General features: G+C 37.2%; 25 protein-coding genes. 11 read left to right on the forward strand and 14 right to left on the reverse strand.

All coding sequences use genetic code 11. From position 1 onward, the window contains the following. Positions 1–146 precede the first annotated feature (146 nt). Positions 147–1,136 carry a tryptophan--tRNA ligase gene (gene trpS / locus MHB53_RS08015; RefSeq protein WP_340916995.1) on the forward strand — a complete coding sequence of 330 codons (990 nt, stop codon included), beginning with the start codon at positions 147–149 and terminating at the stop codon, positions 1,134–1,136. A gap of 177 nt (positions 1,137–1,313) precedes the next feature. Here the strand turns inward: trpS and MHB53_RS08020 are convergent, their stop codons facing one another. From MHB53_RS08020 to MHB53_RS08045, 6 genes are all read right to left on the reverse strand, one after another. Then, complete coding sequence (locus MHB53_RS08020) at positions 1,314–2,063, reverse strand: YjbA family protein (RefSeq protein ID WP_340916998.1); 750 nt, start codon at positions 2,061–2,063, stop codon at positions 1,314–1,316. Between the two features lie 79 nt (positions 2,064–2,142). Then, a complete protein-coding gene (locus tag MHB53_RS08025) occupies positions 2,143–2,352 on the reverse strand; it encodes a hypothetical protein (RefSeq protein ID WP_340917000.1) in 210 nt (69 codons plus the stop codon). 225 nt (positions 2,353–2,577) lie between these two features. After that, the gene (locus MHB53_RS08030) at positions 2,578–3,354 is read right to left on the reverse strand and encodes a DUF2268 domain-containing protein (RefSeq protein ID WP_340917002.1); all 777 of its coding nucleotides are present in this window, start codon (positions 3,352–3,354) and stop codon (positions 2,578–2,580) included. A 198-nt stretch (positions 3,355–3,552) separates the two neighbouring features. Further along, on the reverse strand, positions 3,553–4,788 hold the full coding sequence (gene fabF, locus MHB53_RS08035; protein ID WP_340917004.1) for a beta-ketoacyl-ACP synthase II: 1,236 nt from the start codon (positions 4,786–4,788) through the stop codon (positions 3,553–3,555). A gap of 171 nt (positions 4,789–4,959) precedes the next feature. Further along, a complete protein-coding gene (locus tag MHB53_RS08040) occupies positions 4,960–5,892 on the reverse strand; it encodes a beta-ketoacyl-ACP synthase III (RefSeq protein WP_340917006.1) in 933 nt (310 codons plus the stop codon). Between the two features lie 116 nt (positions 5,893–6,008). Then, positions 6,009–6,635: a hypothetical protein gene (locus MHB53_RS08045; protein WP_340917009.1), complete on the reverse strand. Its 627-nt coding sequence runs from the start codon at positions 6,633–6,635 to the stop codon at positions 6,009–6,011. Positions 6,636–6,843: 208 nt separating this feature from the next. On the opposite strand from MHB53_RS08045, the gene MHB53_RS08050 reads away from it, so the two are divergent. Next, positions 6,844–7,029, forward strand: a complete 186-nt coding sequence (locus MHB53_RS08050; protein WP_340917012.1) for a YjzD family protein — start codon at positions 6,844–6,846, stop codon at positions 7,027–7,029. Positions 7,030–7,053: 24 nt separating this feature from the next. Here MHB53_RS08050 and clpB read toward each other — a convergent pair whose 3' ends face one another. From clpB to yjfP, 3 genes are all read right to left on the reverse strand, one after another. Continuing rightward, positions 7,054–9,660: an ATP-dependent chaperone ClpB gene (gene clpB, locus MHB53_RS08055; RefSeq protein ID WP_340917014.1), complete on the reverse strand. Its 2,607-nt coding sequence runs from the start codon at positions 9,658–9,660 to the stop codon at positions 7,054–7,056. Positions 9,661–9,857: 197 nt separating this feature from the next. Further along, positions 9,858–10,166 carry a metal-sulfur cluster assembly factor gene (locus MHB53_RS08060; protein ID WP_340917016.1) on the reverse strand — a complete coding sequence of 103 codons (309 nt, stop codon included), beginning with the start codon at positions 10,164–10,166 and terminating at the stop codon, positions 9,858–9,860. 89 nt (positions 10,167–10,255) lie between these two features. Next, on the reverse strand, positions 10,256–11,038 hold the full coding sequence (yjfP, locus tag MHB53_RS08065) for an esterase (protein WP_340917018.1): 783 nt from the start codon (positions 11,036–11,038) through the stop codon (positions 10,256–10,258). A 191-nt stretch (positions 11,039–11,229) separates the two neighbouring features. Here yjfP and MHB53_RS08070 point away from each other — a divergent pair, with 191 nt between their 5' ends. Beyond that, positions 11,230–11,388, forward strand: a complete 159-nt coding sequence (locus MHB53_RS08070) for a competence protein (protein ID WP_340917021.1) — start codon at positions 11,230–11,232, stop codon at positions 11,386–11,388. Next, positions 11,385–11,585 (forward strand): DUF3813 domain-containing protein, encoded by a 201-nt coding sequence (locus MHB53_RS08075; protein ID WP_340917023.1) that lies wholly within the window; start codon positions 11,385–11,387, stop codon positions 11,583–11,585. Before MHB53_RS08070 ends, MHB53_RS08075 begins: the two co-directional genes overlap by 4 nt. Before the next feature lie 139 nt (positions 11,586–11,724). Here the strand turns inward: MHB53_RS08075 and MHB53_RS08080 are convergent, their stop codons facing one another. After that, positions 11,725–12,585 carry a YitT family protein gene (locus tag MHB53_RS08080; protein ID WP_340917025.1) on the reverse strand — a complete coding sequence of 287 codons (861 nt, stop codon included), beginning with the start codon at positions 12,583–12,585 and terminating at the stop codon, positions 11,725–11,727. Positions 12,586–12,790: 205 nt separating this feature from the next. On the opposite strand from MHB53_RS08080, the gene MHB53_RS08085 reads away from it, so the two are divergent. From MHB53_RS08085 to MHB53_RS08095, 3 genes are all read left to right on the forward strand, one after another. Next, positions 12,791–13,648, forward strand: coding sequence for a DegV family protein (locus MHB53_RS08085; protein ID WP_340917027.1), 858 nt, complete (start codon positions 12,791–12,793; stop codon positions 13,646–13,648). A gap of 55 nt (positions 13,649–13,703) precedes the next feature. Continuing rightward, entirely contained in the window at positions 13,704–13,838 is a 135-nt protein-coding gene (locus MHB53_RS08090) for a hypothetical protein (RefSeq protein ID WP_340917030.1), read from the forward strand. A gap of 143 nt (positions 13,839–13,981) precedes the next feature. After that, positions 13,982–14,845 (forward strand): SDR family oxidoreductase, encoded by an 864-nt coding sequence (locus MHB53_RS08095; protein WP_340917032.1) that lies wholly within the window; start codon positions 13,982–13,984, stop codon positions 14,843–14,845. Positions 14,846–14,938: 93 nt separating this feature from the next. On the opposite strand, the gene MHB53_RS08100 is transcribed toward MHB53_RS08095, so the two are convergent. From MHB53_RS08100 to MHB53_RS08115, 4 genes are all read right to left on the reverse strand, one after another. Further along, positions 14,939–16,429, reverse strand: coding sequence for an alpha-amylase family glycosyl hydrolase (locus MHB53_RS08100; RefSeq protein WP_340917034.1), 1,491 nt, complete (start codon positions 16,427–16,429; stop codon positions 14,939–14,941). A 111-nt stretch (positions 16,430–16,540) separates the two neighbouring features. Next, positions 16,541–16,912, reverse strand: coding sequence for a YisL family protein (locus MHB53_RS08105; protein WP_340917036.1), 372 nt, complete (start codon positions 16,910–16,912; stop codon positions 16,541–16,543). 92 nt (positions 16,913–17,004) lie between these two features. Further along, positions 17,005–17,892, reverse strand: a complete 888-nt coding sequence (locus tag MHB53_RS08110) for a fumarylacetoacetate hydrolase family protein (protein ID WP_340924553.1) — start codon at positions 17,890–17,892, stop codon at positions 17,005–17,007. A gap of 25 nt (positions 17,893–17,917) precedes the next feature. Continuing rightward, positions 17,918–19,087, reverse strand: coding sequence for a DUF418 domain-containing protein (locus MHB53_RS08115; RefSeq protein ID WP_340917039.1), 1,170 nt, complete (start codon positions 19,085–19,087; stop codon positions 17,918–17,920). Between the two features lie 149 nt (positions 19,088–19,236). Here MHB53_RS08115 and MHB53_RS08120 point away from each other — a divergent pair, with 149 nt between their 5' ends. The 4 genes from MHB53_RS08120 to MHB53_RS08135 all read left to right on the forward strand — a co-directional run bounded on the left by MHB53_RS08120 (position 19,237) and on the right by MHB53_RS08135 (position 20,616). Further along, the gene (locus MHB53_RS08120) at positions 19,237–19,458 is read left to right on the forward strand and encodes a spore germination protein (protein ID WP_340917042.1); all 222 of its coding nucleotides are present in this window, start codon (positions 19,237–19,239) and stop codon (positions 19,456–19,458) included. Between the two features lie 34 nt (positions 19,459–19,492). Continuing rightward, positions 19,493–19,708 (forward strand): spore germination protein GerPB, encoded by a 216-nt coding sequence (locus tag MHB53_RS08125; protein ID WP_340917045.1) that lies wholly within the window; start codon positions 19,493–19,495, stop codon positions 19,706–19,708. A gap of 130 nt (positions 19,709–19,838) precedes the next feature. Beyond that, a complete protein-coding gene (gene gerPC, locus MHB53_RS08130) occupies positions 19,839–20,450 on the forward strand; it encodes a spore germination protein GerPC (RefSeq protein WP_340917047.1) in 612 nt (203 codons plus the stop codon). Continuing rightward, positions 20,440–20,616 (forward strand): spore gernimation protein GerPD, encoded by a 177-nt coding sequence (locus MHB53_RS08135; protein ID WP_340924555.1) that lies wholly within the window; start codon positions 20,440–20,442, stop codon positions 20,614–20,616. The genes gerPC and MHB53_RS08135 overlap by 11 nt, the downstream gene beginning before the upstream one ends. The last annotated feature ends 4 nt before the right edge of the window (positions 20,617–20,620 follow it).

Consider the following 20,620-nt stretch of genomic DNA (forward strand, 5'->3'; position numbering starts at 1 on the left):
TTCAAAAAGTTGACAAATTCGCCGTTTATCATTTGGGGCTATTTGAACATCCTCTAATTGGCACTTATATTGGTGATAAGAATGAACCATTCCTCCCACCACTCTGGGATGGATGGTTTTTTATATTTTAAGGGGGCTTTACTTTAATGAAAACAATTTTTTCTGGGATCCAACCCAGCGGTGTTATTACATTAGGGAATTATGTAGGAGCAATTAAACAATTTGTAGAATTACAAAATGATTATGATTGTTATTTTTGTGTTGTCGATCAACATGCTATTACAGTGCCTCAGGATCGACTTGAACTGAGGAAAAATATTCGAACTTTAGCTGCACTATATATCGCTGCAGGACTTGATCATGAAAAATCTACCTTGTTCATTCAATCAGAGGTGCCAGCACACGCACAAGCCGGTTGGATGCTACAATGCATTGCATATATTGGGGAATTAGAAAGAATGACACAATTTAAAGATAAGTCTACAGGAAAAGATGCTGTTTCCGCTGGCTTATTGACATATCCTCCATTAATGGCAGCTGATATCCTATTGTATGGCTCAGATTTGGTTCCAGTTGGCGAAGATCAGAAACAACATCTAGAGTTAACACGAGATCTAGCTGAAAGGTTCAATAATAAATATAACGATATATTCACTATCCCAGAGGTAAGAATACCCAAAATAGGCGCAAGGATCATGTCATTACAAGAACCGACAAAAAAAATGAGCAAATCGGATGCAAATCAACGTGCTTTCATTACGTTGCTTGATGAGCCGAAGCAAATTGAAAAGAAAATTAAAAGCGCTGTTACAGACTCCGAAGGTATCGTAAAATTTGATCGCGTAAATAAGCCTGGTGTTTCCAATTTACTATCTATTTATTCTATTCTAGGTAATAAAACAGTTGAGGAACTTGAAGTTTATTATGATGGTAAAGGATATGGGGATTTTAAAGCCGACTTGGCTGAAGTGGTCGTAAATGCTTTAACGCCTATCCAAGAACGCTGCAAAAACTTACTTGAATCAAAAGAACTTGATGATATTCTTGATCAAGGAGCAGAAAAGGCAGCATTTAAAGCTAATAAAATGCTTAAAAAGATGGAAAATGCAATGGGGCTTGGACGCAAAAGACGGTAATATGCAAAAATAAATAAGAGCCGAACCCCCATGGTTCGGCTTTTAAAAAGTGTATTTCTATGCCTATCACTAGTTCGCTTCCCTAGTTCGCCAAAGTTTGATCTTGCATCACGGGGGGCGCTTGCACTTTTATGTGTGGACTTAAGGCCTGTTTTTATCGAGCATTTTTGCTTTTCCTTAGTTTACTTTTGGGTCGCATTCGATATCCCATAGTTTTTCAAAGAATGGCTGTCCTTTTACAAGACGTTCGCATAATGTGTTATGTTTTTTAGTCCAGCCATTTTTCGTTTCTTCATATAGGCGATTCCACACCACTTCAAATTCCAACGTCTGTATTTCCGTATATTTATTCGGGTTCCATTCTGTATACCAATACCGAACGGCAGGAGCGTTTTTTGAAATATATAGCTGATCTAGCGCCATAAATAAAAGATTTTTTAGTTGGCGCTCTTTCCTTGTCAAGCCGTACATTAGCTCTGGCTCCGGGGAAAGGATATGGTGATCTTTTTTGGCATCGTCTTCTTTAAATTTATACACATTCGGCTTATTCTTTTCTGTCATTTCGTAAACAATTTGTTCCTGACGGGGAATTAATCTGCTTTTCCTAATTGGAATCGAATACCCAATTGTATCAACTGCCAAAATACCACTTCCATCTGTAATCACAAAACAATATTCCAACTGTACACGTTCATGATTTTTTCTTAAATACGCTTTATTGTAAATATCCGTTAGTAAATCACGTGGTATTTCAGACAAATTATTTTCGATGTAATGGAAAAGGATTGGCTCAACTAATAAAAGCGGAACTTGATCAAGAAGCTCTATTGCATCTTCGCCCCTACGCCATTCATGAAATTGACAAACATTATAACCATTTTCTTCGCCTTCAAACCAATTCACCCATACATCATGAAGATATAGCATCTCGAATCCCTCACTTCATAACTATTTGTCAATCAGTATAGGCATTGTGTAGTTAAATTATTCCTTACATTTCCAACATCTACTCTTTCATGTCCGAACAATATATAGCAACTGTCATCAAAATCACTCCGATAGGCATAAGGTAACACTCTGGTCGAAGCATAATATAGCTAAAATAATCATAAAAATCGAATCCCGTTGTTAATAAATTTAAATAAGCAATAATGCTAACTCCTCCAGAGACTGTAAGACCAAATCCAACTAAAAATACGATAGCACTAAACAGCATTGCATTGCACATCCTGTTTATTTATTTATTTATCTCGATCTTTCTTTAGACCTCACCTCTAAGCGAATCGTAGGAGAGTATCCCCACCTGATTCCACGATGTTTCAGCTTGATGAAACGAGTTCACTTTCCCTGTTTGCTTGTCCACATATAAATATATATATGATTATGCTCTCATATCATACCAAAAACACCTTCTTTTACTGAAGGTGTTTTACGATCCATCTTACTCCAAAAATCTGTTGTTATTTAGTAAATCAGTTGACGAAATGTGAAGTGATTTGGTGACCGTTAGCTTGTTATTATCAACAAATCCTTTCATTAACCTGTCACCTAATGCATACCCTAACATTTGCGGAATGCCCCTTCTTCCATAAAGAAGATCATCATGAAAGGGATCTTTTTTCTTCATTTCTAGATTTGGTCGATAATAACGTTCCCAATAATATTGCAATATTCGATCGGAATATTTTTTTTCCCAGCCCATAGTGTATTTATCACCACAATAAAGTAAAACTGTTTGTTCTGCTAACCCTTCAAATACGAGAGAGTCAAGTAGTGTATAGTCTTCATGATTTTGTTTCATACGAATCATTCTCGCTGCATGGTGATATTCATGGATAAAAAGTGACTCCCAATACTTTTCATCGTCAATTGGAGATACAAACAAAAAAATTTTTTTATCCATTGCAACACCCGCACGTCCTAATTGCTTGAAATATGAACTGTCTTCGTTTAACGGAAATATATAAATATCTACTTTGGGTCCTTTCCATTTCGTTCGATATAACTGATAATAAGAGTCCATTTTGCTCCAAACATTTTGCTCCTGTAATTTTTCATATGTTAACTGAGCTTTATCCACTGATTGGTACATACCAAAACCTTTTAAGTAATTGTAAAAGTCTTCGCTATCCTCTACAGCTGGCATAGCGCTATGACACATTTTAGAAGGATTTGCAATATCCTTCTCTAGCCATTCATTGGTAGCGATTACTGCCATTATTTCACCCCCTGCCATATATTATTATCTAGTAGGAAGAAGGTGCGGAAGTTTTTATTTTTTAAGAATCAAAAGTTATGATAAATAGGAATAGAAAAAACACGATCTAATTTTAATTAGACCGTGTTCGTTAATCTTTCTTTAGGGTTTTGATCCTCACTTGATTCCCCGATGTTTCAGCTTGCTGAAACGAGTTCACTACTCATATTTTTTGAAAGCAATAGTAGCATTATGACCACCGAAACCAAGCGAGTTACTAAGCACCGCATTGACTTCCATTTTCCTCGCTTCATTTACTACATAATCTAAATCACAATCTGGATCAGGTGTTTCATAATTCATTGTTGGTGGTATGATCCCTTCTTTAATAGATAGGACTGAAAAGATTGCTTCCACACCGCCAGCAGCTCCTAGAAGATGACCAGTCATAGATTTAGTCGAACTTACTGCAAGTTTATACGCATGACTACCGAATACTTCTTTAATTGCCATTGTTTCATATTTATCATTATAAGGTGTGCTTGTACCATGAGCATTAATATAATCGATATCTTCAGGTGTAAGTCCACCATCTTCGATCGCAATTTTCATTGCACGTGCTCCACCTTCTCCGCCTGGTGCAGGTGCAGTAATATGATGGGCATCTCCCGTTGAGCCATAGCCAACTATTTCTGCATAAATCTTCGCGCCACGCTGAACTGCATGTTCTAGCTCTTCTAATACGACAATACCAGCGCCTTCTCCGATAACGAAGCCATCACGATTTAAATCAAAAGGTCTGCTTGCCGTGTTAGGGTCAGGGTTAGTCGATAAAGCCGTATTAGCACAGAAGCCAGCTACTGCCATTTTTGTAATTGGTGCCTCAGCTCCACCAGCAATCATCGCTTCCGCATCACCACGCTGAATTACTTTGAATGCATCACCAATCGAGTTTGTACCTGTTGCACACGCTGTAACAGTACAAGAGTTAACTCCTTTGGCACCTAGATAAATTGAAACTTGGCCTGCAGCCATATCAGGTATCATCATTGGAACAAAGAATGGACTTACACGGCGATACCCACGTTTTTGAAAAGTTTCAAATTGATTTTCGAATGTCTCCATTCCACCGATTCCAGATCCAACCCAAACCCCAACTCTATTTGCATTGCTATCATCAATCTTCAGCTTTGCATCTTCTACTGCCATTAGTGCTGCCGCAATGGCATAATGCGTAAACCTATCCATTTTTCTCGCTTCTTTTTTTTCGACATATTTTTCGATATCGAAATCTTTTATCTCAGCAGCAACTTTTGCGGAATATTGATCCGGATCCAATCTCGTCATTGGACCAATACCTGATTTTCCAGCTAATACATTTTCCCATGTTGTTTCCGCGTCATTGCCAAGTGGCGACACAGCACCTATCCCTGTTACTACTACTCTTTTTTTCATCTATTATCCATCTCCTTTATTTCACTCAAGAAGATTTAGGCCCACACAACATGAATCACATTGGAATTGCTACAGGACATGGCGATCCTTACGCCCATGTTCCTTCATCTATTCTTAACCAGTGTGTCTTCACCTAAGTTTAGAGCCCTTGTTCCTTCTATTTTTTACTTTTTATCGTCCCCATTTTAGAGCTACTGCACCCCAAGTAAGGCCGCCACCGAATCCAACCATAACTATTATGTCATCATCTTTAATTTTCCCAGATTCCAATTCATCATATAAAGCCATTGGTATGGAAGCTGACGATGTATTCCCATATTTATGGATCGTTTTCGCCATTTTCTCGTCTGGTAAGTCAAGTCGCTGTCTTGATGCTTCCATTATTCTAATATTCGCTTGGTGAGGTATTAAAAAGTCCACATCATCCTTAGTAAGGCCTGCTTTTTCTAATACATTAACAGAGGATTCACCCATTTGTCTAACAGCAAACTTAAATACTTCACGACCATTCATCTTAATATAGTCATCTTGGTAAAGATGCTTACCACCGGTACCATCTGCACCAAGTTCAAAAGAAAGTATGCCGCGCCCCTCAGATACAGCTCCTAACACAGCCGCTCCAGCGCCATCCCCAAACAATACAGCTGTATTTCGATCGTTCCAATCAGTTATTGTTGATAATTTCTCAACACCAACAACTAATATATGCTTATTTGCGCCGCTTTCGATAAATTGTGATGCCGTAGCAAGTCCATACATAAACCCTGCGCATGCCGCACTAAGGTCCATAGCTGAAGCTTTTACACATCCTAATCGTTCTTGTAGCGTACAAGAAACGGTTGGAAATGACTGATCCGGAGTAACCGTTGCAACGAGAATCATATCTATATCCTCAGGAGTAATACCTGCATTGTCAATTGCAGCTTTTGCTGCCTCATATGCCATGTCTGATGTTTTCATATCATCTGCAGCAATTCTTCTCTCTTCTATACCAGTACGCGTTTTTATCCACTCATCAGAAGTATCTACCATTTTTTCTAAATCTTTATTTGTTAACACCTTTTCCGGTGCAAATTTTCCGACGCCAATTATTCCAGCTTTCATTGAGCTGAACCCCGCTTCCTTATTCGAATTACTTCTCATTATTATCATATATTAGGACTTGGTACTAATTATAACATCGAAATAATTTAATGTCACGAATATTTCTTGGTTAGATTCTAACCGTTTTTATGATCATTATCCTGAAAAATCTTCATTTGCTCAAGGTGATTCATTACAACATCTGAGAAATCAGTTAAAAGATTAAAATCTATTTTTTGCATTTCCTTTTCCTCATTTTTATGCAGAAGATATGCTGCTTGTGGGTTAGAATTGATCATGTTAGGTAAGAAGTATTCCATTAATTTTTTATTACTACTCTGTCTCATGTTATCGAGTATTGAATCCAATTTTTGATGAAATATAGACTGATCTATACCAGATGCTAAATCATGTAAAAAAAGGAATTGCGCCTGACTACTGTTATCCGCTTTGTAATATAATTCGAGCATTTGCAACATTTGTTTATGTGCCGTATCATATTGGAAATTGCTATAATCTATTACTGGAACCATGTAATATTGAATTTTTTCAAGAAAAACAGGCTGTTTATTAGATAACTTATGATTTAGAATTATCAACTCGACATGTGCATTTCTTCCTATCTGCATCCAGCGTTCTTCACATACATCAGTTTGCCAATTTTCGTGATCAATTGCATAAACATAACATCCTACATCAAGTAATTTCACACATAACTCAAATCCATACTGTTGTCTTGCTCCAAATACAACAGCCGACTTCATTGCTACATCCCACCTTTATCTTTTTTATCTATTATTATCCTATGTGTAAAATTGGTACAATGAACTCTAAGTTTCCTATGTATTTCAGAACCAAGGTTTGCAAATATCCCTTTAAAATTTCTGTGAATTGTGATATGGTTAAAAAGTGTGGTTTTAAGTTACGTTCGATATACATATATATACTTTTTTGAAGCGAGGTGTATGTTAAATGAAGTTTTTCTGGACATTTATATGGGGATTCATCCTCATCCATATGTTAGCCTATGTTGCCAATTCAATGCTTGGACTTCCTTATGAATTTAAAACAGCTAGTATATTAGCAGTAGGTGCAGTCATTTTATTTTATTGTGTAGTTGCCGCTGGTAGTATAGAACAAGCTGAAAAGCAAGCATAAACTCGCCGATATCGGCGAGTTTATTTATTTTCTAATATTTATTTTTAATTCATTATTGACGACATCGACAATAACTTTATCATATGGATGTACATTTCCCGCGATAATTTCTTTAGCCAAGGCTGTTTCAATCTTACTCTGCAAGTATCGTTTTAATGGTCTTGCACCATACACGGGATCATATGCTGCATTTGCCACAAATTTCAGCGCAGCTTCCGTCATTTCAAACTGTATATATTGAGTGCTTAGTCTCACCTGTAATTCCTCTGCCATTTTAGAAACGATTCCAGTAATATTAAATAGGCTTAATGGCTTGAATAAAATAATATCGTCCACCCTATTCAAAAACTCGGGTCGAAAAGACTCACGTAGCTGCCCCATTACAAGATCTTTGGTGTGGTCATCAATTATATCTTCCTCTTGTTCGCGCTCTAATAAATAGGAAGAGCCGATGTTAGACGTCATAATGATCACTGTATTTTTAAAATCAATCCGTCTCCCTTGGGAATCAGTAATTCTTCCATCATCAAGAACTTGTAGCAAAATATTAAAAACTTCTGGATGTGCTTTTTCGATTTCATCCAGTAAAATAACTGCATAGGGTTTACGTCTTACCGCTTCTGTTAATTGGCCGCCTTCCTCGTATCCAACATAGCCTGGAGGAGCTCCGATTAATCGAGAAACTGCGTGCTTTTCCATATACTCTGACATATCAATTCGAATCATATGTTCTTCGCTATCAAAAAGTGTATCAGCTAGCGCCTTAGCCAATTCGGTTTTACCTACACCCGTTGGACCAAGGAATATGAAAGAACCAATCGGTCGATTAGGATCTTTAATGCCCGCTCTGGCACGCAGAACTGCATTACTCACAAGCTCAACTGCTTCATCTTGTCCAATTACTCGCTTTTGTAATATGCTTTCAAGCCTTAATAGCTTTTCGCGTTCTCCTTCAACTAATTTCATAACTGGAATTCCTGTCCACCTTGATACAATGTCTGCAATCTCATCTTCCGTTACTTCTTCTTTCACCAAGCGGTTTTCATCGCTGTGTTTTGCAGCCAATTCCTCATCAAGCAATTGAAGTTCTTTTTCGACGGCTGGAATGCGTCCATGTCTTAGCTCTGCTGCTTTATTTAAATCATACTCACTTTCAGCATCTTCTAATTCTCTGCGGAGTGTATCCAAATGTTCACGTTTTTCTTGTATATGCATAATTTCATCTTTTTCTGCTTGCCATTTCGCTTTCATTTCATTCGATCTTTCTTTTATATCTGCTAAATCCTTTTGCAGTATTTCCAGCCGCTCTTTACTCGCATCATCTTCTTCTTTTTGCAATGCTGCTTCTTCTATTTCTAACTGCATAACTCGTCGTGTTACCTCATCAAGTTCACTTGGCATCGAATCTATTTCAACCCGAATATTAGCACACGCTTCATCGATTAAATCGATCGCTTTATCGGGGAGGAACCGATCAGTAATATAACGGTCGGAGAGGGTTGCAGCAGCTACAATTGCTCGATCATGAATATTGACACCATGGTGGATTTCAAATCGTTCCTTTAATCCCCGCAAAATGGAAATCGTATCTTCAACGGTAGGTTCAGGGACGAGCACCTTTTGAAAACGGCGCTCCAACGCTGGGTCTTTTTCAATATTAAGCCTATATTCGTCTAGAGTCGTCGCACCGATACAATGTAATTCACCTCTAGCAAGCATTGGTTTCAACATATTCCCCGCATCCATTGATCCTTCTGCTTTTCCAGCACCAACAATTGTGTGTATTTCATCAATAAATAACAGAATTTTTCCTTCACTGTTTTTAACTTCCTGTAAAACGGCTTTTAATCGTTCTTCAAATTCTCCACGAAATTTTGCACCTGCAATGAGTGCGCCCATATCTAAAGAATAAATGGTTTTATTCTTTAAGCCTTCAGGTACATCTTTTCTGACAATTCGCTGGGCTAACCCTTCCACAATTGCTGTTTTTCCAACGCCTGGCTCCCCTATTAGAACAGGATTATTTTTTGTTTTCCGCGATAATATTCGAACCACATTTCTAATTTCATTATCCCGGCCAATTACAGGATCAAGTTTTCCTGATTTCACTTCAGCTACTAGATCTCTACCATACTTTTTTAATGCTTCGTATGTTGCTTCTGGATTTTGTGACACGACGCGCTGCCCCCCTCTTATCTTTTCGATCTCTATCTTTAAAAGGGGTTTCGTTATCCCTTGTCGAGATAAAAATAAAGTTAACTCATTATTGCTTTGTTCCATCAAGGCTAAAGCAAAGTGCTCAACAGATAGATAGTCATCTTCAAATGATATTCTTTCTTTTTCAGCTCTATCTAATAAATGCTGTAAATCGGCATGTAAATATTGTCCGCCTTTTACACCATCTCCTGTAACTTGCGGTTTCTTATCCATAAATCGATCAAGTTCTAGTTGAAGACCACTTCTCGCGATACCTAAATGTTCGTATAAATTGGTCAATAAGCTGTCATTTTTTTCTGTTAAAGCCTTCCAGAGATGAACGATATCAATTTCAGGATGATCCATCCGATCTGCTACTTGCTGTGCTTCTGCAAAGGCTTCTTGCATGGTTGAAGTCATTTTGCTCAAATCCATGGTTTCATTCTCCTTTCATTATAAAATTAAGAAAAAGCGCAGGCAATTTACTATGTGACCTTTAATCTTTTTGGGTCTGGAATTAGATGATCACAAAGCCTCAAATTTCCAAAGAAAAAAGCGGAAGCATCCGTAAGGAGCATTCCGCTATTACTTTCCCCGTAATCATCATTGCTGAAACGGAATTTTACATATGTTCAAGTGATGCCTAAAGCAATTTTCGCATAACGAGACATGTTATTCTTAGACCACGCTGGACTCCAAACAATATCCACTTCTGTTTCCTTTACTTCTGGGATATCAGAAAGCGCCGCTGTAACTTGATCAACAATAACCCCCGCTAGTGGGCACCCCATTGAAGTCAGTGTCATCGTAACTGTTGCTATACCTTCTTCATTTAGATCGACATCATATACAAGCCCTAGATTTACTATATCAATACCAAGCTCAGGGTCAATTACTTGTTCCAGAGCACCAAGTAAGTTTTCTTTTAAAGCTTCATCCATTATTCAACACTCCTTTCTTAACTACTTCTATCATTATCATACCAAACGTACATAAATTTCACACTGAAAAGACTTCTTTTTGGCTAATTTCATTTTGGTCCTTTCATCAGATGTTGATCAAACCACGAAACTGTTTTCAAAAGGGCTTCTCTACTTACCTTATGAGCTGCGTCCTGATCAACTATAAATTTTATATTCGCTGGATTTTCTTTGTATTGATTCTTAATATTTTCATAAAATTCATATGTAGGCTGGAACGGAACAACTGGATCCTTTTTTCCATGCCAAAATAAAAGCGGTCTACCACCGACCAGATCTGGTTGTTTACTGATATCGTACGTTTGTAAAAGAGCAAACTTTTCTTCAAGTTGTTTATCTGTGAAAGGGATTTTGACTCCAGCTTCTTTAAGGTGTGTAATTTGCGATCGAGAAAATTGTTCATAATTAGGGCTTCCCATTAAGCTAACCGCTGCCTTAATCCACTTATACTGGCCTAAAGCGCCTAATGTGACAATCCCGCCCATCGAAGTTCCAACAACCCCGATCCGCTCTACATCAATAAATCCTTTTATTGCATATTCTTTTTTAATCATATCCAATTCCGCAACCATTTGAATGACAATATCCCAAAAGTGATAAGTCATTTTTTCGACAGATACAGCATTATTTCGTTCTCCATGAAAATTCGCTTCAGGTAGTATCACCCGAAAACCTTTTTCCGCAAGTAAATAGGCAAAATGTAGATTATGTTCTTTAGCGGATGTAAAACCGTGAACGAAAAAGACGAGCGGTAACATTTTATCGTAGTTTCCAGCTTTTACTACATGTAGAAGCGGAATGTCCTTAACACTGTCTTTATGTATTTCAATCATGATGCACTCCCCTTTTCAAAAATCGATAGCCATTTCTATCATAAGTTTAGCATTAGCATACAGCTTTTTCCAAAGAAAGGCATTTATAATTGATTGGCAATTCTTTCTCGTTGTATTCAATTAAAACCTGTAAACAATATATATAGAAAGCGGCAAGTGTTTTTCTAAATCCCAAAAAGGCGGTGTTTGGATTGGGTAAACGAAGCAAATCTAAACGTTTCATCCACCAAGGCAAAAACTCTGTAGAACAGCATGCAGAACGTTTCCCATACCGTTCCACTTTAGCAGATGAAGAAGATAAAAAAATTGAAATTGCTAAAGAGTCGCCGCTTGGAGGTATTGAATTATGAGGGATAGACTCTTTGCGGAAGCAAGGCATTTTGTTGAAGAAGCGCAATTAAAAGCTTCTACGAATAGTGAGCCTCATGATCAAGCTAAAGCATTGGATATAGCAAAAAATGCTGTTTCATCATCTTTTGCCAATTCAACTTTTGCACAACAACGGCAGCTCCGAGAATTTCAAGATACACTTGATCGTCTTTCTTAAGAAATGCGGAGGCACCTTGATCATCTCCACGTCCTGTTGCGCTGGTGGCACTAGTACATCGTGTACGTCGGAGCTAGCATAGAAGAAATGCGGAGGCCCGTATATGCCAATACTACTTTGGCAGCGTGCCTCCGCTTTCCTATCCTTTCCGAAAAAAACCAACGACCCCCGTTGTCTGTACAATATTTGTAAACGCATCAGGATCTACTTCCTTAATGATATGCTCTATTTCGTATAATTCATAGCGAGTGATAACAATGATCATCATCTCTTTTGGTTCATTGGAAAAAGCACCTTTTGCTGGGACAACAGTAATCCCCCGTACCATCCTTGCGTGGATTGCTTCTTTTAACTCGGAGGTTTTTTTCGTAATGATCATTACCGTTAGCTTCTGGTGGCGGGTATGAATGGCATCAATGACGCGAGTGGTAGCATAGAGGGAAACCAATGTATACAATGCTTTATCCCACCCATAAATAGCTCCTGCCATAAAAATAATGACAGCATTAATAATGAAAAAATATATTCCAACGGGTTTATCTTTCATACGTGATAAGACCATTGCAATAATATCCAATCCACCTGTCGATGCTCCCATTTTTAACGTAATCCCTATTCCTACAGCAGAAATAACTCCACCAAAAACGGCATATAACATAATATCGGCCGCTTGCGTTTGAATAGGAATTATTTCAAGAAAAAGTGTAATAAAAACAACTGAAATGAAACTATACAACGTAAATGACCTACCCACTTTTAACCAACCTAAAATAACTACAGGAACATTTAATACTAGCAGTAGGATTCCCATTGAAATACTTGCGGACGTAAAATCACTTAATACATTTGATATGAGCTGCGCTGCGCCAGTAAGCCCGCTCGCATAAACATTAGCGGGAATTAAAAAGTAATTAAGGGCAACTGCATTTAATAAAGCACCGAATATTACAGCAGTTGTGATTTTTGTATGTTCCCATACTGTGAATTGTTTGTTTGACATATTACTCCTCCATTCCGAGGTGAATTTATTTAACTTGCCAGCTGTCTTATATAAATTGGATAACTAAAATGGAAAACAATTAAACGCTCAAGATCCATTGTACTTTTCTGTTAAAGCCGTTACACTTATAGAAAGATACATTTTCTGGCTCGTTGCAGTGACCCCGAAAGAAACCTAAACTATCTTATCACGAAAGGTGACATTTATGAAAATTAAACTATTCGCTGACAGTGCCTCAGATTTACCTTTATCCTTTTTCGAAGAAAATAACGTAGGATTATTTCCTTTACAAGTACATATAGACAATAACGACTATAAGGATTTACAAACAATCAAACCGGAACAAATATATGAAAAAATTAGATCCGGCAAAATGCCTAAAACATCGCAAGTGTCACCGCAATATTTCGAAGAGCAATTTACCAATTTAGCAAAGTCTGATGAAACGGGTATATATATTGCGTTTTCTTCAGAACTTTCCGGAACTTATCAAACAGCAGTAATGATCCGTGATCAAGTAAAGGAGACATATCCAAACTTGGATTTAACGATCATTGATTCAAAAAGTGCTTCCCTAGGGCTTGGATTAGTTGTCCTAGCCGCTGCAGAGCAAATCAAAAATGGCGCGTCGAAAGAAGAGATTATTAATGAAGCTATTTTTCGCTGTAGCCATATGGAACACTTATTCACTGTTGAAGACCTCGATTTCCTAGCAAGAGGAGGTCGCCTATCTAAAGCATCTGCATTTCTCGGTGGTTTATTAAATATTAAACCACTCTTACATGTGGAAGATGGTAAACTTGTTCCAATTGAAAAGATTCGTGGTAAGAAAAAGCTAATAAAAAGAATTCTTGATGTAATAGAAGAACGTGGAGCAGACCTTAATAATCAAATAATCGGCATTAGCCATGGTGATGATGAAGCTACAGCTCTAGAAGTAAAAAAAATGATCGAAGATCGTTTTGGCACGCAAAAGTTTTATATTAATTTAATTGGTGCTGTTATTGCATCACACGCAGGACCTGGCACCCTTGCTCTATTCTTCTTGAATGAAAAAAAATGATTTCTTCTTCATCTGGATATACTAACACTTACCCAGATTGGAAAGGAGTAATCGCATGAGATACAACACATCTGATAATGATAAAAAAGCAAAAGATAATCAAGCAAAAAGAGAAGAAAAAAATATTCTTCATGAAAAAAATCGTAAAACTGGTAAAGATCAATACGCTAAGAAAACGGATCATCTATAATGTTTTTATGAACGTGAAGGGAAATGGCCATTTCCCTTCACGTTCTTTTTCGTTTATTTTTTACCCATCATACGAATAAAAAGGGAAAAACAGGGTAAATCATATATGTACCGTTTCTGAATTTTTTGGAGGAGTGATTTAACATGAGTGGACAAGAGAAACAAACTTTGCCTAAGCAAACTCAAGATCATCAGCCTGGCGTAGAAACAAAAATGAATCCAGAACCTAAGTCAGTAGATCCATCTTATAAAGCTAGTGGAAAATTAGCTGGGAAAGTAGCTATTATAACAGGTGGTGACAGCGGAATCGGGAAATCAGTTGCTATTTATTTTGCCAAAGAAGGCGCCGATGTTGCAATCTGCTATTTAGAAGAAGATGACGATGCAGAGACAACGAAACAGCTTGTAGAACAAGAAGGAAGAAAATGTCTCTTAATCCGCGGAGATGTTGGCCAAGAAAGCCATTGTATAAATATAGTGGGACAAGTCATTGGCACGTTTAATAAAATTGACATCCTTGTCAATAATGCAGGTGAACAACATCCACAAAACAGTTTATTAGATATTACCGAAGACCAGCTTGAAAAAACTTTTCGCACAAATATTTACTCCTTCTTCTTTTTAACAAAAGCAACGCTTCCTCATTTACAACAAGGGAGCTCCATTATTAATACTGCTTCCATCACGGCATATAAAGGCAGCCAAAACTTAATTGATTATTCGTCTACAAAAGGAGCAATTGTTTCCTTTACACGGTCTTTATCCCAATCTCTCGCAAAAGATGGGATTCGCGTAAATGCTGTTGCGCCTGGACCAATCTGGACTCCGCTTATTCCTTCCACCTTTACTGCTGAGGAAGTGAGTAAGTTTGGTGCAAGTAGCCCATTGGGACGACCGGGTCAACCGGCGGAACTTGCATCAGCATATGTGTATCTAGCCAACGAAGATTCAAGCTATGTAACTGGCCAAACAATCCATGTGAATGGTGGTGAAGTAGTAAATGGATGAGAATGCCTGGACAAGGCATGGAGGCAAAAAAACTATATCTGTATAAAAAATAAGGATGAGCTCCTAATATAATGAAGGAGCCATCCTTATTTTTTATTTTATCGGGCGGTTTTTACCGCGTTTCCATACAATATACATAAATAGTACAAATAAACCGAAAACAGCTATTAACGCAAAAATAAACAAGATGTTAATACCACTTTTTTCTGTCATTTTATAAATCTCTGCGGATTCTCTTTCCACGACAATTTTGTATTTACCGTTGTCACTTCGAACCAAATCCGTACCTAGCAACCCTCTTAATTCTTTATTATCTTCCAATTGATCAGCTGAAATTAACGCGCTACTATCTTTGGTAGTATTATTGATAGCAAGCACCACTGTATCTTCCTTATATTGGCGTTTAATAATTGCCATCCCATTATTTTCATATAATAACTCCCAAGTACCTTTCGTTAATGCCGGTTGGTTCCTTCTAACTTCCCCTACGGTAGTAATATGATCAATTAACTCGGGATCGGTCCTAAAATTCATCGTTTGTCGATTTTCCGGTGCTTGTCCCCCATCTACTGCAATTTCGGAAGCATAATATACAACTGGAATTTCTGGTTGTGCAAATAAATAGGTTAAAGCAAGTTTCCAGCGTATACCTGGAAATTCATTTTCATTCACCATATCTCTTGTATAACGCTCCATATTGGCATGATCAAAAAAAGCAGTCATTAATGCTGGTTTCTCATATGTGGCTTCATTTTGCTCCCACACATCAATTACAGGTTGTAGTGAACGATCAGGTTTCGAAAAAGCTTCTCTTAGTGGTCGATTAAGTGGTACATCACCCATACTATCAATTCCCGCATTTAAATATTCACTAATCGCTGTTTGATCTTGAGAAGCATCTGAAGTTGTACCCATTAAGAAAATACTAGGATTTTCTGCTTTTACGCTTGCTGAAAACTCTTGCCAAAATTCAATAGGTCCTTCATTTACATCAGTCATCACAAACCCGTCTAAGCCAGTTTCTATCACCCACCAATTAGCAACATCTATAAAATATTGTTGCACTTCAGGCATACTAAGATCTGGTGTCGGGAATCCTTCGGTATTTGTTTGGATCCATGCTTGTTCATCTGTCACCCACGGATGACTTTTCCCAAGTTGGTTTACAGGAAACTCGACCAAGATTTTCATACCACGGTCGGATATATCTTGCACTAGTTCTTTGAATTTCTCTATCGTTCCGAAGTGTTCTTCCGGTTTAAAATAATCGATAATCCATTCGCCATGATAGCCGTTTTCCTCATTATCAAATATCGAAGATAACTGGATCGTATTGAATCCCATCTCTTGTATGTAATCGAGTTTATCGATTATTCCTTGAAAATCACCGCCATGATAGCGAAGTGGTTCCTTTAGATTAATGTCATAATCATTTTTATTGTCACCATTATTGAACCGATCTACCATTAATGAATAAACGATTGCTTCATCCCATGGCTTTGCAACTTTTTTCTCGGCGTTTACTGAAAAAGCGGAAAAAAGTAAAGTTAACATGAGGGTTAGGCTTAATATTTTCTTATACACTTACATTTACCTCCCAACTTCTTTTGCTCTCCAGTTAATACATCTATTTAAAGCTGAATTTTCACAAGAAAAACCGCACAGTGGCGGTTTCCCCTTATGAATTATCAAATTCTACTTGATCCACCACCATCCGAGCGGCAGTTTGACCCCAAGGAAGAATGTTGCTGCCAATGCCACGATGAATATCACCCAGAATACTCCAGCTCTTTTCCCTTTTACCGTTTTTACAAGAATCATTTCAATCATCGAAATAACAACAAGACCACCTAGAAATTTCATACCGTATAACATTGCATCTATACTACTATGTCTCGCAAATAATATAGCACCTGTTGCAATAATCAATAGGTAAAATAGTCTTAAAACCATATGGACTATTTTCGTTGCCTTTTTATTACCGCTCTTATGTAAAAAGAGTGCTACAACAAATAAAATTAATGCGATTGCCCAAGTAGCTATATGAGCATGTGTATTATCTAACATCTCTTCACTCCTCCAAAGTCGACATGCTTATATCGTCTTTTAGTATGAATCTATCTTACCATAATTTGTTTTTCCACAAGTACGTAATACCTTTATTTCACAATATTGTTCAATTTACCGATTCCTTCAATTGTAATTTCAATTTCGTCACCGCTTGACAAATATCGAGGTGGTTTAAAACCCTTTCCAACGCCTGCAGGTGTTCCAGTTGCAATAATATCACCGGGCTCAAGTGTCATCCCAGCAGATAAAACAGAAATAATTTCATCGATCGGAAAAATAAAATGCTTTGTATTAGAATCCTGTCTGATTTCTCCGTTAACCGAGGTCATTATTTTTATTTGATTCGGATTCGGTAGTTCGTCTTTCTGAACGATCCAAGGCCCAATGGGGCAGGATGTATCCAAACTTTTTCCAATAAAAAATTGTTTGTGGCGAGTCTGTAAATCTCTTGCAGTAATATCATTTAGTATCGTATAGCCAAAAATATAATCAAAAGCTTTAGCCCTCTCGATTTCCCTTCCTTTTTTTCCAATGATTATAGCTAATTCGCCTTCGTAATCTAGTTCAGAAGTAATTTGACCATGGGCACTAATTTGATTTTCATGTCCTGTAACAGCTGTTGGCGCCTTCGTAAATACCATAAGATGCTCAGGTATATCTGCTTCGCTTCCCATTTCAATTGCATGATCTCGATAATTTTTACCTACACACATAATATTTTTCCTTGGTGTTGGAAGCGGAGAAAGCCAACTGATTTTTTCAAAAGGTATTAAATATTTTGCAGCGTCACTCAATTTCCCCCACTCAAGTAAATCTTTCATAAGCTGGATACATTCAGAGCCACCTTCTATTATTCCTTGAATCGAAGTCGGGCAATTTATCTGTTTATCTTTAGCCATTTGTACCATATCCCACACATTTGACTCTGTTTCATCCACAATTCCATATCGTTCTTCTTGATTAAGTATAAAGCTCATCCATTTCAATATTTTTCACCCCAATTTATTTATTGACTTTTCCGTAAGTTAGGTAACGCCATACATTTTCAACTGGACCATATCGGAACTTCGATAACCACATTTCAGCAATTATTACTTGGATAATATAAATCGCCACTGCAAGCCATGTGGCAGTCGACATCGAAACTTGTCCATATAAACCAAATCCATAGCTGTAAAAAATCAGTGTTCCAATAAGTGATTGCATTAAATATACCGTAATGGACATTCTTCCTGTGGAAGCAATTGGTTTTAACAGTTTTGCTGAGATCTTATTATTCATTATTAAAATGATACACGCGATATAGGCGATTCCTAATATTGGTCCACCAATCATGTCTTGAATATATTGAATACTAATTGTTGGTGTTGTATAAAATGGTAACATTTTTATTGCTATTCCTAATGGTAAAGCGCTTAATAGAATAATCAACCATCTTAATTTTTGTTTGTTTGCATTTTGAAGCCAATGAAGCTTTGCTGCACCTGCGCCAATCATCATTAAAGGTAATATGATAAAGCTAAATAATATGATTGCGCCAATCCCTGAGTTAATCGACCAGTCTGCATAACGCTGGACAGTAATTTCCCAAAAGGTGCCTGTAGCATATGTATCTGCCGAAGTTTGCAAACTATGAATATCAGTATAATCAGCAAGTGTTCCATCATCAAATAATGATGCTACTAATAATAATGCACCCATCAATAATTGTGGTAAAAGGTATAATGTAAAACCTATTCCTAACAAAATAGGGCCGGAAAATCTAAGAAAAAGTAATAGTAATAAACCCATGATTGCATATGTAATTAAAATATCACCGTACCAGATGAGAAACGCATGAACGATCCCGAATAATAACAAAACAATTAATCTTCTAATACTTATTTTCCAAAATGATATGCCTTTTATTTTGGACCTTTCTTGCATGATAACTAGCCCATAACCAAACATCATCGCAAAGATTGGATAAAAACTTCCTTGAACGAAAATATCGATCCACGTATAAACCGTTAAATCATCGTATTTGAACCACTCATAAGGATTGTAATAACTAAATGGGGAATGAAAGCTGATCATATTGACGAGTAATATCCCTAATAATGAAAATCCCCTTAGTACATCTAGTGAATGAATTCTCTCCCTGGAACCAATTGGCTCCATTGCTGTGCGCATATTCCACTTCCTCCCTAATGCAGCTACTGATTGCCGCAACCTTTATTTCTCTTTTCTTCCATTGTAACTTCTAGGCGTTTTTATCACAAATTCTTATTCTTCTCATAAAATACGGTAGATCTATTTACAATGAAAGGATGTGAACGGCCATGCCGGGTTTCGTCGGAGCCGTTCAAATAATCAGCATCGGTTCTGCTGCTGTTTTTCATATTGGTGATGTCTTTCAAATTAATCCAATATCTAATGCAAAAACGTTTGCAGGTGCGGGTTCATTCAATACGGGCGATGAAGTAAAAATAACGAACGAATACTCATCCACAAACACGTATGATAGTGACGGCGTCGATCAAGCAACGCTTTTCAATCTTTAACATTTTGAAGATGTCACACAAGGGGGATTAAACCTTGGTCATCAATGTACAACAAACCATTCATATACAGATGATAAAAATTGGCGGGATCACCAATTCCTCTGTATTTCAAATCGGCACATCTGGAATAATTACACCTGCTTCTTATTTATATAATACTGGACAATTTACAGGTCCAGCTCCAGAGACAATGAAGGTAGGTGAAAAAGTGACAGAAGAATTAGAACAGGCAAGCTTTGTGCCACTATAAAGTGAACTCATTCAGCAAGCTGAAATTAAGTGGGTATTCCCTCCAACCTGATTGGCAACTCCCACCCCGAGCGGGAGTCTAAAACCTAAAAAAAGATCAATATAAAATAATACCTGGGGGCGGTGATGAATTGGAGCCACAATATTATTTTCAACAATTATATGATTGCATAAATAAGCAGCAAGAAGAAATAATGAGATTACAAGCAGGATTGGCCCGATTAACAAAAGATGTGAAAAAGCTTAATAAAACTCCTAGTATTACTGTTGAAAAACTTGAATATAAATTTGATCAGTTAAAAGTTGAAACACTGGAAGGAACACTTAATATCGGTCTAAACCCAGCAGATTTAAAACAAATTGAAGATTTAGCTGTTCCACCTTCGTCACCCCCTGCACCAATAAAATCCGACGCAGAGTTCAATGAATTACTTGCTAATAGACTGAACCAATATATTGAAGGTGACCTAAAACAGATTATTTATGAAGTAGAAGAACAGACAGGAGCCAAACTCAGCCCTCAACATCTTTCTATGATTCAAGAGGATTTACGTAAACAGCTTCCGGCTCGAACAGAACATTATATTCAATTTTTCACCAAACAGTCTGGTAAAAAATTGCCTGAAGAAAATTTGCTAGATAAATTATATCAAACGATGACAATGGATATGAATCAGGCTGTTCGAACATTCATATCGCAAAGTAATAGTAATAAGAAAGGAATAGATAATGATGGAACTTAATGTTGTTAATCGTGAGCTATCAGTAGATGAAATTCATATTACAGGTGTAACAACCTCCTCTTTATTTTTAATTGGGGATGCCAACTCTATTGTGCTTGCATCGACTTTTGATACCCCACCAGAATCATTAATCATCGGACCTTTTGTTCCGTTAACTAAAAGTTAAGGCG

This window comes from Bacillus sp. FSL K6-3431 (assembly GCF_038002605.1).
Taxonomy (GTDB): domain Bacteria; phylum Bacillota; class Bacilli; order Bacillales; family Bacillaceae_C; genus Lederbergia.

Coding starts and splice junctions, on each gene's coding strand:
- trpS (WP_340916995.1), top strand. CDS start 147: ATGAAAACAATTTTTTCTGGGATCCAACCCAGCGGTGTTATTACATTA.
- MHB53_RS08020 (WP_340916998.1), bottom strand. CDS start 2,063: ATGCTATATCTTCATGATGTATGGGTGAATTGGTTTGAAGGCGAAGAA.
- MHB53_RS08025 (WP_340917000.1), bottom strand. CDS start 2,352: ATGCTGTTTAGTGCTATCGTATTTTTAGTTGGATTTGGTCTTACAGTC.
- MHB53_RS08030 (WP_340917002.1), bottom strand. CDS start 3,354: ATGGCAGTAATCGCTACCAATGAATGGCTAGAGAAGGATATTGCAAAT.
- fabF (WP_340917004.1), bottom strand. CDS start 4,788: ATGAAAAAAAGAGTAGTAGTAACAGGGATAGGTGCTGTGTCGCCACTT.
- MHB53_RS08040 (WP_340917006.1), bottom strand. CDS start 5,892: ATGAAAGCTGGAATAATTGGCGTCGGAAAATTTGCACCGGAAAAGGTG.
- MHB53_RS08045 (WP_340917009.1), bottom strand. CDS start 6,635: ATGAAGTCGGCTGTTGTATTTGGAGCAAGACAACAGTATGGATTTGAG.
- MHB53_RS08050 (WP_340917012.1), top strand. CDS start 6,844: ATGAAGTTTTTCTGGACATTTATATGGGGATTCATCCTCATCCATATG.
- clpB (WP_340917014.1), bottom strand. CDS start 9,660: ATGGATTTGAGCAAAATGACTTCAACCATGCAAGAAGCCTTTGCAGAA.
- MHB53_RS08060 (WP_340917016.1), bottom strand. CDS start 10,166: ATGGATGAAGCTTTAAAAGAAAACTTACTTGGTGCTCTGGAACAAGTA.
- yjfP (WP_340917018.1), bottom strand. CDS start 11,038: ATGATTGAAATACATAAAGACAGTGTTAAGGACATTCCGCTTCTACAT.
- MHB53_RS08075 (WP_340917023.1), top strand. CDS start 11,385: ATGAGGGATAGACTCTTTGCGGAAGCAAGGCATTTTGTTGAAGAAGCG.
- MHB53_RS08080 (WP_340917025.1), bottom strand. CDS start 12,585: ATGTCAAACAAACAATTCACAGTATGGGAACATACAAAAATCACAACT.
- MHB53_RS08085 (WP_340917027.1), top strand. CDS start 12,791: ATGAAAATTAAACTATTCGCTGACAGTGCCTCAGATTTACCTTTATCC.
- MHB53_RS08090 (WP_340917030.1), top strand. CDS start 13,704: ATGAGATACAACACATCTGATAATGATAAAAAAGCAAAAGATAATCAA.
- MHB53_RS08095 (WP_340917032.1), top strand. CDS start 13,982: ATGAGTGGACAAGAGAAACAAACTTTGCCTAAGCAAACTCAAGATCAT.
- MHB53_RS08105 (WP_340917036.1), bottom strand. CDS start 16,912: ATGTTAGATAATACACATGCTCATATAGCTACTTGGGCAATCGCATTA.
- MHB53_RS08110 (WP_340924553.1), bottom strand. CDS start 17,892: ATGAGCTTTATACTTAATCAAGAAGAACGATATGGAATTGTGGATGAA.
- MHB53_RS08115 (WP_340917039.1), bottom strand. CDS start 19,087: ATGCGCACAGCAATGGAGCCAATTGGTTCCAGGGAGAGAATTCATTCA.
- MHB53_RS08120 (WP_340917042.1), top strand. CDS start 19,237: ATGCCGGGTTTCGTCGGAGCCGTTCAAATAATCAGCATCGGTTCTGCT.
- MHB53_RS08135 (WP_340924555.1), top strand. CDS start 20,440: ATGGAACTTAATGTTGTTAATCGTGAGCTATCAGTAGATGAAATTCAT.